This window comes from Streptomyces radicis, from assembly GCF_003626575.1.
Classification (GTDB): Bacteria; Actinomycetota; Actinomycetes; order Streptomycetales; family Streptomycetaceae; genus Streptomyces; species Streptomyces radicis.
The window spans coordinates 24,264-42,131 of the sequence record NZ_RBDY01000040.1 but is presented as its reverse complement, the minus strand read 5'-3'; the positions used below and the strand labels follow the sequence as shown (position 1 = coordinate 42,131).

17 protein-coding genes are annotated in these 17,868 nt (G+C 73.2%); 3 read left to right on the top strand and 14 right to left on the bottom strand.

Annotation, left to right across the window (positions count from 1 at the left end; all coding sequences use genetic code 11):
* Positions 1–112: 112 nt before the first annotated feature.
* Positions 113–988 (top strand): phosphatase PAP2 family protein, encoded by an 876-nt coding sequence (locus tag D7318_RS29700; protein WP_408055556.1) that lies wholly within the window; start codon positions 113–115, stop codon positions 986–988.
* Between the two features lie 18 nt (positions 989–1,006).
* Here the strand turns inward: D7318_RS29700 and D7318_RS29695 are convergent, their stop codons facing one another.
* The gene (locus tag D7318_RS29695; protein ID WP_120700338.1) at positions 1,007–1,222 is read right to left on the bottom strand and encodes a proteinase inhibitor I78; all 216 of its coding nucleotides are present in this window, start codon (positions 1,220–1,222) and stop codon (positions 1,007–1,009) included.
* 436 nt (positions 1,223–1,658) lie between these two features.
* On the opposite strand from D7318_RS29695, the gene D7318_RS29690 reads away from it, so the two are divergent.
* Together D7318_RS29690 and D7318_RS33140 are read left to right on the top strand one after the other, a co-directional pair.
* Positions 1,659–2,486 carry a hypothetical protein gene (locus tag D7318_RS29690; RefSeq protein ID WP_183091662.1) on the top strand — a complete coding sequence of 276 codons (828 nt, stop codon included), beginning with the start codon at positions 1,659–1,661 and terminating at the stop codon, positions 2,484–2,486.
* A gap of 80 nt (positions 2,487–2,566) precedes the next feature.
* Entirely contained in the window at positions 2,567–2,917 is a 351-nt protein-coding gene (locus D7318_RS33140) for a hypothetical protein (protein ID WP_183091665.1), read from the top strand.
* A gap of 38 nt (positions 2,918–2,955) precedes the next feature.
* Here D7318_RS33140 and der read toward each other — a convergent pair whose 3' ends face one another.
* The 13 genes from der to D7318_RS29620 form a co-directional block, all read right to left on the bottom strand.
* The gene (gene der / locus D7318_RS29680; protein WP_120700337.1) at positions 2,956–4,422 is read right to left on the bottom strand and encodes a ribosome biogenesis GTPase Der; all 1,467 of its coding nucleotides are present in this window, start codon (positions 4,420–4,422) and stop codon (positions 2,956–2,958) included.
* 64 nt (positions 4,423–4,486) lie between these two features.
* Positions 4,487–5,113 (bottom strand): lysophospholipid acyltransferase family protein, encoded by a 627-nt coding sequence (locus tag D7318_RS29675; protein WP_408055559.1) that lies wholly within the window; start codon positions 5,111–5,113, stop codon positions 4,487–4,489.
* A 22-nt stretch (positions 5,114–5,135) separates the two neighbouring features.
* Positions 5,136–5,837, bottom strand: a complete 702-nt coding sequence (gene cmk, locus D7318_RS29670; protein WP_120700335.1) for a (d)CMP kinase — start codon at positions 5,835–5,837, stop codon at positions 5,136–5,138.
* Between the two features lie 117 nt (positions 5,838–5,954).
* Complete coding sequence (locus D7318_RS29665; protein WP_120700334.1) at positions 5,955–7,040, bottom strand: prephenate dehydrogenase; 1,086 nt, start codon at positions 7,038–7,040, stop codon at positions 5,955–5,957.
* 71 nt (positions 7,041–7,111) lie between these two features.
* Positions 7,112–8,071, bottom strand: coding sequence for a pseudouridine synthase (locus D7318_RS29660; protein WP_120700333.1), 960 nt, complete (start codon positions 8,069–8,071; stop codon positions 7,112–7,114).
* The gene (gene scpB / locus D7318_RS29655) at positions 8,071–8,676 is read right to left on the bottom strand and encodes an SMC-Scp complex subunit ScpB (RefSeq protein ID WP_230424234.1); all 606 of its coding nucleotides are present in this window, start codon (positions 8,674–8,676) and stop codon (positions 8,071–8,073) included. The genes D7318_RS29660 and scpB overlap by 1 nt, the downstream gene beginning before the upstream one ends.
* Before the next feature lie 65 nt (positions 8,677–8,741).
* A complete protein-coding gene (locus D7318_RS29650; RefSeq protein WP_120700331.1) occupies positions 8,742–9,752 on the bottom strand; it encodes a segregation and condensation protein A in 1,011 nt (336 codons plus the stop codon).
* Between the two features lie 7 nt (positions 9,753–9,759).
* Entirely contained in the window at positions 9,760–10,317 is a 558-nt protein-coding gene (locus D7318_RS29645) for a hypothetical protein (RefSeq protein WP_120700330.1), read from the bottom strand.
* Complete coding sequence (locus tag D7318_RS29640) at positions 10,302–11,336, bottom strand: ParA family protein (protein ID WP_120700329.1); 1,035 nt, start codon at positions 11,334–11,336, stop codon at positions 10,302–10,304. The genes D7318_RS29645 and D7318_RS29640 overlap by 16 nt, the downstream gene beginning before the upstream one ends.
* Positions 11,337–11,817: 481 nt before the next feature.
* Positions 11,818–12,933 (bottom strand): alanine dehydrogenase, encoded by a 1,116-nt coding sequence (ald, locus tag D7318_RS29635; RefSeq protein WP_120700328.1) that lies wholly within the window; start codon positions 12,931–12,933, stop codon positions 11,818–11,820.
* Positions 12,934–13,015: 82 nt separating this feature from the next.
* On the bottom strand, positions 13,016–15,199 hold the full coding sequence (locus D7318_RS29630) for a tetratricopeptide repeat protein (RefSeq protein ID WP_120700327.1): 2,184 nt from the start codon (positions 15,197–15,199) through the stop codon (positions 13,016–13,018).
* Between the two features lie 54 nt (positions 15,200–15,253).
* A complete protein-coding gene (locus D7318_RS29625; protein WP_120700326.1) occupies positions 15,254–15,901 on the bottom strand; it encodes an NUDIX domain-containing protein in 648 nt (215 codons plus the stop codon).
* Positions 15,902–15,921: 20 nt separating this feature from the next.
* Positions 15,922–17,577: a CTP synthase gene (locus tag D7318_RS29620; protein WP_120700325.1), complete on the bottom strand. Its 1,656-nt coding sequence runs from the start codon at positions 17,575–17,577 to the stop codon at positions 15,922–15,924.
* Between the last annotated feature and the right edge of the window lie 291 nt (positions 17,578–17,868).

Sequence of the window (17,868 nt, the reverse complement as noted above, 5' to 3'; positions counted from 1 at the left end):
CGCTATCACGGGCTGTAATCTTGCGAGTGTGCGAACCGACCGCTTCCTAGCCCGCCTCGAACAGGAGCAGCAGCCGCCGAACGTGCCGCCTCCTGTAATGAGCCGCACCCGCATGGCTCTCCTGTGGGCCACCCTCGGGTTCTATGCGGCCATCGTGGCGGCGGTGCTGAGCACGTCGTGGCTCGTCCGTCTCGACTGGCAGCTGATGCTGTTCCGCCCGTATAAGCAGTGGCCCGAGTTGCACGCGTTTCTGGACTATTTCGTCGTCCTCGGCCAGCGCGGCCCGACGGCGGTGCTGATCGCCGCGTGGCTCAGCTGGCGCTGCTGGCGCCAGCGGACCCTGCGCCCCCTGCTCGTGATGGCGAGCGCCCTCCTCCTGCTCAACGTGACGGTGGGCGCCGCCAAGCTGGGCATGGGCCGCGAGGGCCCGCACTACGCCAACGTCATCGGGTCGAACGAGATGTTCCTGACCGGCGATATATTCCCTTCGGGCCACACCGCCAACGCCGTTGTGACCTGGGGGATCCTGGCCTATCTGGCCACCACACCGCGGGCGAGACGCACCCTGTCGGTCATCGCCGCGGTCTTCGCGCTCGGCGTCGGCACCACCACCGTCTACCTCGGCACCCACTGGGTGAGCGACGTGCTGCTCGGCTGGGCCGCCGGTCTCCTCGTCCTGCTGGCGCTGCCCTGGTGCGAGCCGGTGATCGCCGCGGTGGAGCGGCAGGTGTTCCTGCTGAGGGACCGGCTGCTCGGCGTGCCCGCGCCGCACGAGTCGGCGCCCGCGCTCGCCGGCGGCCCGCACCCGGTGCCCGCGCTGCGCCAGGGCGAGGAGCCCTACCCCCACGGCGAGCCCGCCGTCGCCACCGCGCGGCCAGGGACGGCGGCGCACGCGATGGCGGCGAACGTCCGCGTGCGACAGCCGGGCGGGCGGGCGCACACCGGCGGCCGCCCCGACCGGCCGATCCGGCCCGTCAGCAGCCGCTGAGGGCCGCCGGGGGCGGGCTCAACCCTGCCAGCAGCGGACGACCACGCCGTCGCTCACGGCGAGATTGAGCCGTCCCGGCATGTGCTCCATGGTGATGATCGCATCGGGCGGGAGGCGGCGGACGGGGCGCCAACCCCGGCCGGCGGCCCGCTGCTCCGCGGCGTCGGCGTCCATGCCGACATAGGCGTCGGGGCTGTCGTCGGGCGTCTGCGCGGGGCGCGGGAGGGGAGCCATGCCGCCACCGTACGACCCGCCGCACGCCCCCCGTCAACCACCCCGAGGTACCGCGAAGATCAGGGGACTGTCACGCTTGTGTCACAGCATCCCCCGCGCTTCCCCGTTCGGGCGAACGCGTCGCCGACGCAATTACCGGGCGCCCTGAATTCACAGGAGACCCCTCAGCAACGGGAATGCAAGGGCATTATGAGCGCCCCTCCGGCATGTTTCTGAATCACCGAGAATTCACTTTTCAGGTGAACACGGTGAACTTTTGGTTGATAACCGCCACCCCCGTACAACCATCGCTCACGCGTACGGTCACGCCCCCCTCTCCCCGGCGTCGCGGGGGCGATTCCCGGGGCGCGGGGCGTGACCCAGGCGCGGCTCGCCCGTTGTGCACGGGGCACCCGCCGCGGAGGGCGGGCCGTGACCCACCAACCGAGGAGCGACCGTGTCCCCCTTGCTCGACGTCAGCGACGCCGTACGCGCCGAGATCGGCGACGAAGAAGCCGATCGGCTGCTCACCGGCCAGAACGCCCCCGGCAGCTACGACTGCACCTCGTGCCGCACCCCCGGCTACCCCGAGCAGGAGCGCACGAGCACCGTCCTCTTCGTGGGTGGCGACACGGCGGTGCTCGCGTTCGCCCACGCCTCCTGCATCCCCTCACAGGTCGTCTCCGTCTCCGAGGAGCAACTCCAGGGCGCCGTGCGGTCCATCACCGGCGAGACCGTCCCCGCCGCGCCCGCGGCCCCCGCCCCCGCGGCCCCGGTCCCGGCCGCCCCTTCCCCCGGGGGGCCCGCGCCCGAGCAGGCCGTCCTCGGCGTGACCTGTGGGCAGATCCTCATCGGCGAGGAGCTGCACCCGGCGATCGTGGTCGAGCCCACGGGCCCCGTCGTGCGCCCCGGCTCGACAGGCCCAGGCGACGACTTCCTGCCGCTGCTGATCGAGGCGGGCTTCATGCCGGTGACCGACGTGGGAAACGTTCCTGCGCGGCTGCCCGGCTGGTCCGTGCTCGTCGCCATGGGCCAGCTGCACGCCGTGCTCCAGGGCGCGTCGGGCGGCGGCCGCCCCAGCGCCTGGTGGCAGGCGCACCAGCCGCTGCCGCTCACCGACGGGTGGCGGGCCAGCGCCAACCAGCGCCACCAGGTGCTCGTCTACGCCGCCCCCGCGGGCTCGATCGGCCAGCAGCCGCGCGAGGACCTCATGCGGGACGCGCTGGAGAAGGCCGCGGCGGGCGGGGTCCTGGTGGCCGCCGCGATGCCGCTGACCGGCACATGAGGGACCGCTGGGGCCTCCAACGTTCAGGTACGGCGGCGGGCCAGGGCGCATCCGAAGCCGCGCCGGATCGTTGGACGGGCGTGCACGCTTATGAACCACCCAGGACCCAGCACCGCGCAGGGCACACCACCGGCATCCCCGGCATGCGGACGCCGTACGAGCGGGTCACCTGCTCGCCCACGCCGATCTACGACTCCCTGTGCGCCGAGTACCGCAGGCTGTTCCGGGCGCTGCCGGGGGACCGCTCGGGCGAGGAGGACCTGCGTTTCGTGGGCTTCTCCACGAGCTACGGCGTCGGCGCGGGCAGCTGGCGTGAGTGGCACGAGTCGGCGTACGCGGGCTACGGGGCCGTGGGCGGCGGACACGTGAGGCTGAACGCCGCCGCCCTGCCCCCCGCCCGCCACTCCGCCGACCCCGCCGACGGGCGCTGACGCCGCCGGGCCCAGGGGGAAGGGCCCGGCGGCGTCGGTCACTTCTTGCGGCCGCGCTTCTCGCGCACCCGCACGGACAGCTGGATCGGGGTCCCCTCGAAGCCGAACTCCTCGCGCAGCCGCCGCTCGATGAAGCGCCGGTAGCCCGCCTCGAGGAAGCCCGAGGCGAAGAGCACGAAGCGCGGCGGGCTCGTGCCCGCCTGGGTGCCGAAGAGGATGCGGGGCTGCTTGCCGCCGCGCACCGGGTGCGGATGCGAGGCGACCAGCTGGCCGAGGAAGCCGTTGAGCCTGCCGGTCGGCACCCGGCTCTCCCAGCTGGCCAGCGCGGTCTCGATCGCGGGCACCAGCTTCTCCATGTGCCGCCCGGTGCGCGCCGAGACGTTGACCCGGGGCGCCCACTGGACCTGCACGAGCTCCTGCTCGATCTCCCGCTCCAGGTAGAAGCGGCGCTCCTCGTCCATGACGTCCCACTTGTTGTAGGCGATGACAAGGGCGCGACCGGCGTCCACGGCCATGGTGATGATGCGGGTGTCCTGGACGCTGATGGGCTCCGAGACGTCGATGAGGACCACCGCGGCCTCGGCCTTCTCGAGCGCCGCCGCGGTGCGCAGCGACGCGTAGTAGTCGGCGCCTTCCTGGAGGTGGACGCGGCGCCTGATGCCCGCGGTGTCGACAAAGCGCCAGGTCTTCCCGCCCAGGTCGATCAACTCGTCCACCGGATCCCTCGTGGTGCCCGCCATCGGGTCGACGACGACGCGGTCCTCACCGGCGACCTTGTTGAGCAGGGACGACTTGCCGACATTGGGGCGGCCGATGAGCGCGATGCGGCGCGGGCCGCCGACCGCCGTCCCGAACGTCTCGGCCGGGGCGTCGGGCAGCACCTCGAGCACGGCGTCCAGCATGTCGCCCGTGCCGCGGCCGTGCAGCGCGGAGACCGGGTGGGGCTCGCCGAGGCCGAGCGACCACAGATAGGCGGCCTCGGCCTCCATCGAGAAGCCGTCCACCTTGTTGGCGCACAGGACGACCGGCTTGCCCGCCCGGCGCAGCAGCTTGACCACGGCCTCGTCGGTGTCGGTGGCGCCGACCGTGGCGTCCACCACCAGGACCACGGCGTCGGCCGCCTCGATGGCGAACTCCGCCTGCGCGGCCACGGACGCCTGGATCCCGAGCACGTCCTGCTCCCAGCCGCCGGTGTCCACCACCTTGAAGCGGCGCCCTGCCCACTCGGCCTCGTACGTCACGCGGTCCCTGGTCACCCCTGGACGGTCCTCGACGACGGCCTCGCGGCGGCCGAGGATCCTGTTCACCAGGGTCGACTTGCCGACATTGGGGCGGCCGACGACGGCGAGCACGGGCAACGGGCCACCGGCCGCCGCGGCGAGGTCGCCGTCGACCTCCTCGGGGTCGAAGCCCTGCTCGGCGGCGAGCTCCATGAACTCCGCGTACTCGGCGTCCCCCAGCGCGCCGTGCGCCTCGGCGGTGCCCGAATGGTTCTGGTCGTTCATGGGGTCTCGTACCTCGTCCGTCGTCGTCGTGAGTGCTGTGCCGCTGACTCTCCAGTGTCGCGCGTCAGCGGCCGGTGCGGCGCCTGGCGTCCTTCAGGTGGTCCGTCAGGCGCTCCTGTATGCCCCTGGTCGCCGCGTCGAGCGCCGCGCGGGTGCGCCGCCCCGAGCCGTCACCGGCGTGGAACGGCGCGCCGAAGACCACGTCGATCCGGGCGCGCACCGGCGGCAGCGCCCGCACCACAGGGCCCCGGCGTTCGGCGCTGCCCAGCACCGCCACGGGCACGATCGGGGCGCCCGAGCGGACCGCGAAGTACGCGAGCCCGGCCCTGAGCGCGGCGAAGTCGCCCACGGTGCGCGTTCCCTCGGGGAATATCCCGAGCACCCCGCCGCCTTCAAGCACGGCGAGCGCCGAGGTGATCGCCGCGCGGTCCGGGCCCGAACGGTCCACGCGCAGCTGCCCGATGACGTTCAGGAACGGGCCGAGCGGGCCCACGAACGCCTCCCGCTTGACCAGGAAGCGCACCGGCCGCGGCGCGGTGCCGAACAGCACGGGGCCGTCGACGTTGTGCGTGTGGTTGACGGCCAGGATCGCGGGGCCCGTGCCGGGGACGCGCCAGGCGCCCAGGACCCGGGGGCGCCACACGGTGTGGATCACGCCGGTCGCGAGCCGGTGCCCCGCCCGCGTGGCCAGGGCGCGCGAGGGCGTCACGACGTCACCGCTCGGAACGCTTGCGCGCCTCGATGAGCGTCACCACGCACTCGATGACCTGCGGCAGTGTCAGCTCGCTCGTGTCGACCTCGACGGCGTCGTCGGCCTTGGCCAGCGGTGACGCCTTGCGGCCCGAGTCGGCGGCGTCGCGCCGGGCGAGCGCGGCCTGGGTGGCGGCGACCCCCGCGGCCTCCTGGCCGGTCAGCTCGGCGCTGCGGCGGGCCGCCCTGACCGCGGGCGAGGCGGTGAGGAAGATCTTGACGTCCGCGCCGGGGAGCACGGTGGTGCCGATGTCCCGGCCCTCGACGACGATGCCCGCCTCCGCGTGGGCGGCGATCGACCGCTGGAGCTCGGTGATCAGGGCCCTGACCTCGGGAACGGCGCTGACCGCGCTGACCGCCTCCGTCACCGCCCGGCCCCTGATGGGCAGCGAGACATCGGTGCCGTCGACGGTGATCGTGGGCGCCATGGGGTCGGTGCCCGAGACGATGACGGGCTTGTCCGCGACCGCCGCCACGGCGGCGGGGTCGGCGATGTCCACGCCGTTGCCCAGCATCCACCAGGTCATCGCCCGGTACTGGGCGCCGGTGTCGAGGTAGCCGAAGCCCGTCCGCTCGGCCACGGCCTTGGAGGTGCTGGACTTGCCCGTGCCGGAGGGGCCATCGATGGCGACGATGACGGGGGTTTCAGCCACGGCGGTGCGCACCTTTCTCAGACGTGTCCGCGCGCCGGACGGCGCACCGGGGGAAACGGGAGCCCACGCCCCCGGGGGAAGGGACCACGCCCTTCCGGGGAAGAAGCGTACCGGCAGCCGGGAGCGGCCCTACTGGCGGATGGACCAGCCGCGTTCGCGCAGCGACGCGGTCAGCACCGGCGCGGACGCGGGCTGCACCATCAGCTGCACGAGGCCCGCCTGCCGGCCCGTCGCGTGCTCGATGCGGACGTCCTCGACGTTGACCCCGGCCCGCCCCGCGTCGGCGAAGATGCGGGCGAGCTCGCCCGGCCGGTCGCTGATGAGCACCGCCACGGTCTCATAGGCGGCGGGGGCCGCCCCGTGCTTGCCGGGAACGCGCTCGCGCCCGGCGTTCCCCCTGCGCAGAACGCCCTCCACGCCCGCCGCGCCCTCGGCCCGCTTGACCTCGTCGGCGGACTCGAGCGCGCGCAGGGCGCGAACGGTCTCGTCCAGGTCGACGGCGAATTCGGACAGGATGTCGGCGACGGGCCCGGGGTTGGCGGAGAGGATGTCGATCCACATCCCGGCGTCGGACGCGGCGATCCGCGTGACGTCCCTGATGCCCTGGCCGCTGAGCCGCACGGCCGTCTCCTCGGCCGAGGCGAGCCGCGCGGCCAGCAGGCTCGAGACCAGCTGCGGGGTGTGCGAGACCAGGCCGACGGCCCGGTCGTGGGCGTCGGCGTCCATCACCACGGGCACCGCGCGGCACAGCGAGACCAGCTCGAGCACCTGGTTGAGCACCTCGGTGTCGGTCTCGGGGGTCGGGGTGAGCACCCAGGGCCTGCCCTCGAACAGGTCGGCCGTGGCGGCAAGCGGCCCCGAGCGCTCCCGGCCCGCCATGGGATGCGTGCCGAGGTAGGCGCGGAGGTCGCCGCCCGCCGCGGTCAGCTCGCGGCGCGGGCCGCCCTTGACGCTGGCGACGTCCATGTACCCGCGGGCGGCGCCGCGCGCCTGGAGCCCGCCGAGCGCCGCGGCCACATGGGCCGGGGGCACCGCGGCCACGGCGAGGTCGACGGGGCCCTCGGGCGGCTCCTCGGTGCCCGCGCCCAGGGCCGCGGCCGTGCGGCGCTGGTCGGGATCGCGGTCGGCGAGGTGCACCCGCACGCCCCGGCCCGAGAGCGCCAGGGCGATGGAGGTGCCGATCAGTCCGGTGCCGAGGACGAGGGCGCTGCGCATCGTTCCAGCGTAATGCCGTCCCGAGGCCCCTCAGGCCGCCCCCGTCCCCCGCCGCGGCCCGCCCCGGCCCGCTACAGGCCGACCTCGCGCATCAGCTGGCCGACCTCGGTGTGGGTCATGCGGCGCAGCCAGCCGGACTTCTGGTCGCCGAGCACGATCGGGCCGAACCGCGTGCGCACCAGCTTGTCCACGGGGAACCCCGACTCGGAGAGCATGCGGCGCACGATGTGCTTGCGGCCCTCGTGCAGCGAGACCTCGACCAGGTAGTTCTTGCCGGTGTTCTGCACGACGCGGAAGTGGTCGGCGCGGGCCCAGCCGTCCTCGAGGCGGACGCCGTCCTTGAGCCGCTTGCCGAGGTCGCGCGGGATCGGACCCTGGATCGCGGCGAGGTAGCTCTTGGTGACGCCGTACTTGGGGTGGGTGAGCCGGTGGGCCAGCTCGCCGTGGTTGGTCAGCAGGATCAGGCCCTCGGTCTCGGTGTCGAGGCGCCCGACGTGGAACAGCCGCGTCTCGCGGTTCTGCACGTAGTCGCCCAGGCACTGGCGGCCGTCGGGGTCCTCCATCGAGGAGACGACGCCGGCCGGCTTGTTGAGGGCGAAGAACAGGTACGACTGGGCCGCGATCGTCAGCCCGTCCACCTTGATCTCGTCCTTCTCGGGGTCCACGCGGCGCCCCTGGGAGGTGACGATCCGCCCGTTGACCTCGACCCTGGCCTGGTCGATCAGCTCCTCGCAGGCCCTGCGGGAGCCGAGCCCCGCGCGGGCCAGCACCTTCTGGAGGCGTTCGCCCTCGCCGTCGCCCTCGCCCGCGGGGGCGGGCCTGTCGTGGCGCTCTCGATTCCGCTCCTCGATCTGCGCGTCGTACTCGCGGGAACGGGCCGGCTTGGTCCGCTTCGGGCGCGCGGGACCCCCGCCCTTGCCGCCGTACGCGCGCTCCTCAGGGCGGGGCCGGCCGGCGCGCTGCTGCCTCTCATCGCGTTGGTTGCCCGCGCCCCGGTGGTTCCGGTTGCTGTTCCTGCCACTGCTTCGCATCAATGATCCGTTGGGGAGTCGCCGCTGTCGTCAGCGTCGAGGTCGGCTACGTCGAACGACGGCACCGCCTCCTGGCTCTCGCCCTCGACCTGGTCGGCCTCGGGCAGGAAGGGCGCGAGCTCGGGAAGCTCGTCCAGGCCGCGCAGGCCCATCCGCTCCAGGAAGTAGTGCGTCGTCACATACAGGATCGCACCTGTTTCGGGTTCGGTGCCCGCCTCTCCCACCAGCCCCCGCTGGAGCAGGGTCCGCATGACGCCGTCGCAGTTGACCCCGCGGATCGCGGAGACCCTGGAACGGCTCACCGGCTGCCGGTAGGCGACCACGGCGAGTGTCTCGAGTGCGGCCTGGGTGAGCCTGGCGTGCTGGCCGTCGAGCACGAACCCCTCGACGGCCGTGGCGAATTCGGGCCTGGTGTAGTAACGCCAGCCCCCGGCGACCAGCCGCAGCTCGAAGCCGCGGCCCTCCCTGGTGTACTCGTCGGCCAGCTCGCGCAGCGCGTTCGCGACGGCGCGGCGTGGGTGGCCCAGGACCTTGGCGAGGTGCTCCTCGGTGGCGGGCTCGTCGACCACCATGAGAACGGCCTCGAGGGCGGGCTTGAGCGCCAGGGGCGCCTCGTCCGTCGCCTCCGTCGCCTCCGTCGCCTCCGTCGTGTCGGTCGTGTCCGTCGTGCTCACGGGCGCGCTCCTTCCCTGGCGCCCTTGGCGCTCTCGTCCGGCTTCGCCTCGGTGTCGAACTCGTCGGTGACCCGCACCGTTCCGTCGTCGCCGCCGCTCCAGCGGATGACCAAAGGGCCGAGCGCCTCGTCCTGGTCAAGGGCCACCGCCCGCTCCCGGTACAGCTCAAGCAGCGCCAGGAAGCGGGCGACCACCGTGAGGGTGTCGGGGGCGTCATGGGTCAGCTCGGCGAACGTGGCGAGGCCGCGCTCCCGCAGCCTCGCGATGACGATGTCGGCCTGCTCGCGCACGCTGACCAGGGGCGCGTGGATGTGGTCGACATAGACCTGTGGCCTGGGCTTGGGCTGCATCGCCTTGACCGCGAGCCTGGCGAACCCCTCGGGCCCGATGCTGATCACCACGTCGGGCAGCAGCTCGGCGTGGTGCGGCTCAAGGCCGACGGTGCGGGGGTGGCGCAGGGACTCGGCGGCGAGGCGGTCGTTGAAGATGTCCGCGACCCGCTTGTACGCGCGGTACTGGAGGAGGCGCGCGAAGAGCAGGTCGCGCGCCTCGAGGAGCGCGAGGTCGGCCTCGTCCTCGACCTCGGCGGTGGGCAGCAGCCGGGCGGCCTTGAGGTCGAGGAGGGTGGCGGCGACCACGAGGAACTCGGTGGTCTGGTCGAGGTCCCAGTCGGGGCCCATGGCCCTGATGTGCGCCATGAAGTCGTCGGTGACGCGGGAGAGCGCGACCTCGGTGACGTCGAGCTTGTGGCGGGAGATGAGCTGGAGGAGCAGGTCGAAGGGGCCCTCGAAGTTCGCGAGGACGACCTTGAAACGCCCGTCGTCCACGGCCTCTTCGGGCTCGGCCTCGGGCTCCGGCTCGACCTCCGGCTCGGGCGGCGTGACGTCGTCCTCGGCGACGGCCTCGGCCTCCGCGTTCTCCTCGGCCACCTCCACCCCGCCGGGGGCGGGGTCGCCGGGGCCCCTGCCCAGCTGCCTGCGGCGGCGGGGAGGCGGGGTGGTGCTCATCCCCGGGTCAGCGGCCGCGCAGGCGGCGGACGAGGATGCTCGCCTCGCCGCGGGACTCGAGGTCGGCCAGGACGACGGCGACGGCCTCCCTGACGATCCGGCCGCGGTCCACGGCGAGGCCGTGTTCGCCGCGCAGGACGAGCCTGGCGTGCTCGAGGTCCATCAGCTCCTCGGCGGAGACATAGACCGTGATCTTCTCGTCGTGGCGCTCCCGCCCGCTGGGGCGGCGGCCCTGACGCCCGGAGCGGCGCTGCGCCTTGGCGCCGGCGGCCCCGCTCCCTGCGCCGGAGCGGCCGGCGGGCTGTGTCGCCCGACCGGCCGTCTCGCGCTTCTGCTGGGGGGGCGTGGTGCCCGCCCGTGGTGCGGCCACCCGGTCCTCGGACTCGTCCCCCGGGGGCGTCTGCTCGCCCGCGGGGGCGGGCACCCTGGGCGTCGCGCCCTGGGAGCCCGCCGCGCCGTCCCCGGCACCGCTTGCGCTCTCCTGAGGGGTCGAGGGCTGGACCGCGGCCCCCCCGGTACTACGGAACAGTTCGTCGGCCGCCGGAAGGCTCACTCGGCGTGGCACCGGGCGAGCACCTCCCTGGCGAGCTGGCGATAGGCCGCTGCCCCCACCGAGTTGGAGGCGTAGGTGGTGATCGGCTCGCCCGCGACCGTGGTCTCGGGGAACCGGACCGTGCGGCCGATCACCGTGTGGTAGACGTTGTCGTCGAACGCCTCGACCACGCGGGCCAGGACCTCCCGGCTGTGCACGGTGCGGGAGTCGTACATCGTCGCCAGGATGCCGTCGAGGCGCAGGTCGGGGTTGAGCCGCTCCTGGACCTTCTCGATCGTCTCGGTCAGCAGCGCGACGCCGCGCAGCGCGAAGAACTCGCACTCGAGCGGCACGATCACCTTGTGGGCGGCCGTGAGCGCGTTGACCGTGAGCAGGCCGAGCGACGGCTGGCAGTCGATGATGACGAAGTCGTAGTCGGCGGTGAGCGGCTGGAGCGCGCGCTGGAGGGTGGACTCACGGGCCACCTCGCTGACGAGCTGCACCTCGGCGGCCGACAAGTCGATGTTGCTCGGGAGCAGGTCCATGCCCGCGACCGCGGTCTTCAGCAGCACCTCGTCGGGCGCCATCCCCCGCTCCATGAGCAGGTTGTAGATGGTGAGGTCGAGCTCCATGGGGTTGACGCCGAGGCCGACCGACAACGCGCCCTGCGGGTCGAAGTCGACCAGCAGCACGCGGCGTCCGTACTCCGCGAGCGCGGCGCCCAGGTTGATGGCGGAGGTCGTCTTGCCGACGCCGCCCTTCTGGTTGCACATCGCGATGATCTTGGCGGGGCCGCGCTCGGTGAGCGGTCCTGGGATGGGGAAGTACGGCAGCGGTCGGCCCGTGGGGCCGATGCGCTCACGGCGCTGGCGCGCCGCGTCCGGCGCGATGGTGGCCGCGTACTCCGGGTCGGGCTCGTACTCCGCGTCCGGGTCGTAGAACTGCCCGTCCGGGAGGTCCTCGTAGTCGGGGAAACGGTCGGCGTCGCCGCCCGTTCGCTTACCTGCCATGGCGTTGGTGTCATGGCTGTCCGTGCTCTGATGCGCTGTCATGCTCGGTTGGCTCTGGTGGGTTGCGAAGGTCTGGACAGCGACGGAGCCCACGCCCGTCAGATCCGCGGCGTCCTCGCGCCGCTCGGGGACCCCTGGTCGTCCTCCCCCGGGAGTAATTGTCGACTCATTCACAAGTCGTCTTACCTCCTTGGGGACCAGGTAACTTCTAGACAGGGTCAGCGTGGCACCATGCCGACGTTTGGCGACTCTATGGCGTGTCGGTGGTCCGCAGCAACACAATCTGCCGGACCGGCACGGATGTGTCGGCCGTCGAACATTCACTTGTCAAGGCCATAAGCCGCACCAGTGGGGCGATTCCGCCGCGCACGAATCGGTTAAAGCGCTACGTTCGCGACGAGTTGACCGCCGCGGGGAGACGCGTCGGGGTGCGCTTCCGCGGGGACGGGAGCGTCACGCGCGTGGCGTGGTGTGACATTCCCGATGTTGACGCGGGGAGTTGACCCCGCGAGGGGTGGCGCGATCAGGCGAGCACCGCGCGCAGCTCGGTGCGCGGCAGCCCGTGGGCCTCCGCGACCGGGCCGTAGACGACCTGCCCCTCATGGATGTTGAGCCCGAGGGCCAGGGCGGGATCGCGGCGGAACGCCTCACGCCAGCCGTGCTCGGCGAGCTCCACGATATACGGCAGCGTGGCGTTGGTGAGCGCGTGCGTGGACGTACTCGGCACGACGCCCGGCATGTTGGCGACGCAGTAGAAGACCGAGTCGTGGACGCGGAACGTGGGGGCCGCGTGCGTCGTCGGCAGCGATCCCTCGAAGCAGCCGCCCTGGTCGATCGCGATGTCGACAAGGACACTGCCGGGCTTCATGCGGGACACCAGCTCGTCGCTGATCAGCTTGGGCGCCCTGGCCCCTGGGACCAGGACAGCGCCGATGACCAGGTCCGCGTCGAGCACGGCCCGTTCGAGCGCGAAGGCGTTGGAGACGACGGTGGTCACGCGGGTGCCGAAGATCTTGTCGGCCTCGCGGAGCTTGTTGATGTCCTTGTCGAGGACGGTGACATGGAAGCCCATGCCGACCGCGATCTGGGTGGCGTTCCACCCCGAGACCCCGGCCCCGATGACGACGGCCCTGGCGGCGGGGGTGCCGGGCACGCCGCCCGGCAGCACGCCGCGGCCGCCCGCGGAGCGCATCAGGTGGTACGCGCCCACCTGGGGCGCGATGCGGCCCGCGACCTCGGACATGGGCGCGAGCAGCGGCAGCACGCGCCTCGGCGTCTCGACGGTCTCGTACGCGACGGCCGTGGTGCCCGAGTGCAGCAGCGCGTCGGTGCACTCGGCCGAGGCGGCCAGGTGGAGATAGGTGAAGAGGACGAGCCCCTTGCGCAGCCGGTGGAACTCCTCGGCCACCGGCTCCTTGACCTTCAGCAGCAGGTCGGCCTCGGCCCACACCGCGTCGGCGTCGTCCAGGATCCTGGCGCCCGCCCTGGTGTACTCCTCGTCGGGGATGGCGGAGCCGAGTCCGGCGCCGCGCTCGATGTGGACCTGGTGTCCGCCGGTGACGAGCTCATGCGCTCCGGCCGGGGTGATGGCCACGCGGAACTCGTTGTTCTTGACCTCGCGGGGGATGCCGACCTTCACGTTCGATCACGGTCCTTGCGTTACGTAGGGTTACCTTCACCATTTTAATGAAGGGTGGACCGTTGTCCATCCTTGCTTTCGGTCAATCTTGAGGGGGTTCCATCTGTGTTTCGTAAGTGTGTCCCTCTGTAGTTCCAGAGGATTCGCCCTTGGGCGCGGCGGGCGGCCTGAGGTGGGCGAGCAGGCGGTCGGCGGCCGCGCGGTGGGTGTCGGAGAGCGGGGCGAGGCCGAGGCGGTCGGCACAGTCGGCGAGCCTCATGCGCAACGCGGCCTGGAGGCGGCGGTCCCCGGTCCGCTCGGCGAGCCGCAGCGCCTCCTCCCCCGTGCGCAGCGACTCGGCGGGCCGCCCCGCGTACTCCTGGACGCGCGCGGCCTCGGCGACGGAACGGGCGTGGGCGCGGCGGTCGCCCGTCCTGCGGTGGGCGGCCGCGGCGGCCCGCCAGGCGCGCAGCGCCTCGTCCCACTGGCCCGTGTACGTGAGGGCGGCGCCGATGCGGCCGTGCAGGCGGGCCTGGGACGGCACGTCGGCGCGGGACTGGGCGAGGCCGACGGCCCTGCCGTACCAGTCGGCGGCGCGGCGCCAGTCGCCCAGCTCGGCATAGGTCCCGGCGATGGACTCGAGCGCGCGCCCGACGGCCAGGGGGTCGGCCTGGTCACGTTCGCTCCTCGCGGCCTCGAGGGCGGCGCGGTAACGCTCGAGGGCCTCGGGCAGGCGGCCCGTGCGCGCGTCGATGTCGCCGAGGTTGAGGTGGGCGGCGGCGCGTTCCCTGGCGAGGCCCTGGCGCTCGGCGACGCCGAGGACCAGCTCGTGCAGCCGGTAGAGCTCGGGGGCCGCGCCCTCGGCGCCGCGGTGAGCGATCAGGGCGCGGCTGAGCGCGGCGACGAGCCGGCGGGCGAGGGTGTCGAGCTGGCCGTCGGACACGGCGAGGTGGGCGGCGGCGAGCAGCGGGGCGCGCCGGGCGGCGAGCCAGGCGCCCGCGGCGGGGCGGCTCTCGAAGCGGAGCGACCCCGGCAGCCCGGCCAGCCACTCGCGGGCGGGGGTGCCGTGCGGCTCGGTGACGGCGTGGCAGGCGCGCAGCAGGCGAACGGTCCGCTCGAGCATGCGGGCGCGCGCGAGCAGGATCTCGGACGGCCGCTCCCTGCGGTGCAACAGCGCCCACAGCAGCGGGTCGAGGCAGCCGGGGACGGCGTACCGCGCGTCGGCGCCCCCGGGGCCGGGGACGGGGCGCAGCAGCCCCGCGGCGGCGAACACGGCGAGCGCGGAGCGCGCGGTGGTGACGGGGCAGCCCGCGAGCGCGGCGGCGGTGTGGGCGTCGACGATGCCGCCGGGCGCGAGGGCCAGCAGCCGGTACATGCGCGCGGCAGGGGCGGGGAGGTCGCGGTGGGCCATGCGGAACGCGCGCCGCAGCGGCTCGTCGGCGGTGTCGGGCCGCGCGGGGGCCCGTTCGGCGTCCTCGGTGTCCTCGGCGTCCGGGGCGGTGCGATCGGCGGCATCGGCCTCCCCCGCGTGCTCGCCGGGGTCCTGATCGGGGTCCTCGTCGGCCGCGGCCATGCGGTGGACCGCCTCGAGGACCGTGGCCTCGGGGTGGGCGGCCAGCCAGCCGGCGGCCAGCACCAGGGCGGCGGGCAGGTAGCCGCAGGACTCGGCCAGGGTGTCAGCGGCGCCGGGGTCGACGGTGACGCGGACGTCGCCCGCGCCGGTCTCGATGAGGCGCACGGCGGAGAGCCGGTCGAGGCCGCCGAGCGCGCAGGGCCGCACGTCGGGCACGCCGGTCAACGGGCCCCTCGCGACGGCGAGAACGAGGCAGTGGCGGCTGTCGGGGATCAGCTCGGCGAGCTGTTCGGCGCTCGCCACGTCGTCGAGGAGCAGCACCGCGCGCCGCTCGTCGAGGGTGTCGCGCAGGATCTCCGTCAGCTCGTCCTGGTCGGCCCCCGCCGGGGCGGCGACGCCAAGACCGTCGAGCAGGTCGCGCGCGGCGCGCTCGACGGGGACCGGCACGCCGCCCGGGTCGGTCAGCCGGGCGCGCAGGACGCCGTCGGGGTAGTCGCCGACGTCGAGCAGCTCGGTGGTGAACTCCTCGGCGAGCGCGGTCCTTCCCGTGCCGGGTCTGCCCGCGATCAGCAGGACCCGCCCGCGGGCGGCGGGGCGGCCCGCCAGGGTGTCGAGCCCGGCCCGTTCGACGTCGGAGCGCAGCTCGGCCCGCTCGCGGAGGCGGCCGAGGAAGCGAGGTGACCCCGGGCCGCCGGTGACTGTCTGTTCGGTCACATCCGTCACGGGCCGAGCGTATGCCACGGCCCGTGCGGGGGCCGGTCAGACACGTCAGGCCGGGAACGGGCGGGCGGGCCAGGGCGCGGAGGCCGGGCGCAGCGCGTCGATCCCCTCGCCCGCGCGGGCCGCCTGGAGGGCGAGCACGCCGACGGTGAGGCACGTGTTGTGCAGGCGGCCCGCGAGCACCGCGCGGACCAGGTCGTCGACCGGGACGCGGGCGAGCCGCATGTCGAGCTCCTCGCCGTCGGCGGCGTACCGTTCGCCGTCGGCCTCGGACAGCTCGCGGGCCAGGAAGACGCGCACGGCCTCGTCGCTGCCGCCGGGGGTGGTGTAGATGTCGGTCAGCACCCGCCAGTCCTCGGCCTTGATGTGCGCCTCCTCGTACAGCTCGCGCTGGGCGGCGTGCAGGGGGTTCTCGCCGGGGATGTCGAGCAGCCCGGCGGGGATCTCCCACAGCTTGTGGCGGACCGGGTGGCGGTACTGCTCGATGACGACGGCGCGGTCCCGCTCGTCGAGGGCGACCACGGCCACCGAGCCGGGGTGCACCTGGTAGTCGCGGCGTGCGGTGCTGCCGTCGGGCATCACGACGTCGTCGGCCCTGACGCTGGTCTTGTTCCCGGTGAACGGGGTGGCCGTGGCGGTGACGGACCACTGCTCCGGGGTGTCGGCGAGGAAGTCGCGCGGCTGCTGCTCGGTCATGGCCCCAGTCTGCACCGCGGTCAGTCCGCGGCGCCGTCGCGGCGGCGCACGGCTGCGGCGACGAGACCGGCGAACAGCGGGTGCGGGCGGGTGGGGCGGGAGCGCAGCTCGGGGTGGGCCTGGGTGGCGACCAGATAGGGGTGGATCTCGCGGGGGTACTCGACGTACTCCACCAGCTTGTTGTCGGGGGAGGTGCCGGAGAAGACGAGCCCGGCCTTCTTCTCCAGCTCGCCGCGGTAGGCGTTGTTCACCTCGTAGCGGTGCCGGTGCCGCTCCTCGACATACGGCTCGCCGCCGTAGACCTCGCGCACGATGGAGCCCTCGGCGAGCTTGGCGGGGTAGAGGCCGAGCCGCATGGTGCCGCCCATGTCGCCGTCGCCCGCGACGATGTCGAGCTGCTCCTCCATCGTGGAGATCACCGGGTGGGCGGCGCCTTGGTCGAACTCGGTGGAGTCGGCGCCCTCGATGCCCGCGAGGCTCCTCGCCGCCTCGATCACGATGCACTGGAGGCCGAGACACAGGCCGAGCAGCGGGATGCGCCGCTCCCTCGCGTAGGTGATGGCCGCGATCTTGCCGGGGACGCCGCGGTCGCCGAAGCCGCCGGGGATGCACACCGCGTCGCAGTCGGCGAGCTGCTCGGCGGCGCCACCTGGCGGGCGGCAGTCGTCGGAGGTGACCCACTTGATGCGCACGCGCGCGTTGTTGGCGAAGCCGCCCGCGCGCAGCGCCTCGGTGACCGAGAGATACGCGTCGGGCAGGTCGATGTACTTGCCGACCAACGCCACCGTCACCTCGTGCTCGGGGTGGTGGACGCGGCGCAGCAGGTCGTTCCACTGGGTCCAGTTGACGTCGCGGAACGGCAGGTCGAGGCGGCGCACGACATACGCGTCAAGTCCCTCGCCGTGCAGGACCTTGGGGATGTCGTAGATCGAGGGGGCGTCGATGGCGGCCACGACCGCGGCCTCCTCGACGTCGCACATCAGCGAGATCTTCCGCTTGATCGCGGTGGGCACCTCGCGGTCGGCGCGCAGCACGATCGCGTCGGGCTGGATGCCGATGCTGCGCAGCGCCGAGACCGAGTGCTGGGTGGGCTTGGTCTTGAGCTCGCCCGAGGGGCCGATGTAGGGCAGCAGGGAGATGTGGATCACGAACACGTTGTCCCTGCCGACCTCGTGGCGCACCTGGCGCACGGCCTCGAGGAACGGCAGCGACTCGATGTCCCCGACCGTGCCGCCGACCTCGGTGATCACGACGTCCACGTCGTCGGTGGCCATGCGGCGGATGCGGTGCTTGATCTCGTTGGTGATGTGCGGGATGACCTGGACGGTGTCGCCGAGGTACTCGCCGCGCCGCTCCTTGGCGATCACCGTGGAGTAGATCTGCCCGGTGGTGACATTGGCGCTGCCGTCGAGGTCGACGTCGAGGAACCGCTCGTAGTGCCCGATGTCCAGGTCGGTCTCGGCGCCGTCGTTGGTGACGAACACCTCGCCGTGCTGGAAGGGGTTCATCGTGCCGGGGTCGACGTTCAGGTAGGGGTCGAGCTTCTGCATGGTCACGCGCAGGCCGCGCGCCTTGAGCAGGGCGCCGAGGCTCGACGCGGTGAGCCCCTTGCCGAGCGAGGAGGCGACCCCGCCTGTGACGAAGATGTGCTTGGTCGTCGTACTGCTGGGCGGCATGGCCAACTCGGGGCTCCCGTGGTCGCGAGGTCGGATGCGCGACGCACCCGCGTCGGAGGGCGGGATCGACGTCGCTGGGGGTGCGGGGGGAACGCTGCCCTCCGGTCCACGGGCTACCAGGGTATCAGTGGAGCGAACCTAAGGTGTCGCCTAAGCGTTTCCCCTCGATCTCCTCGACATTTCAGATCCAAAGTGAACAAGGTCACCCCCTGATTCCCCGGGACCTCCAAGGACAGGCCGCGTTCCGCCGCCCCGCGTCGTAAGCTGCTCGGACGCTCGAATGGGCGACGC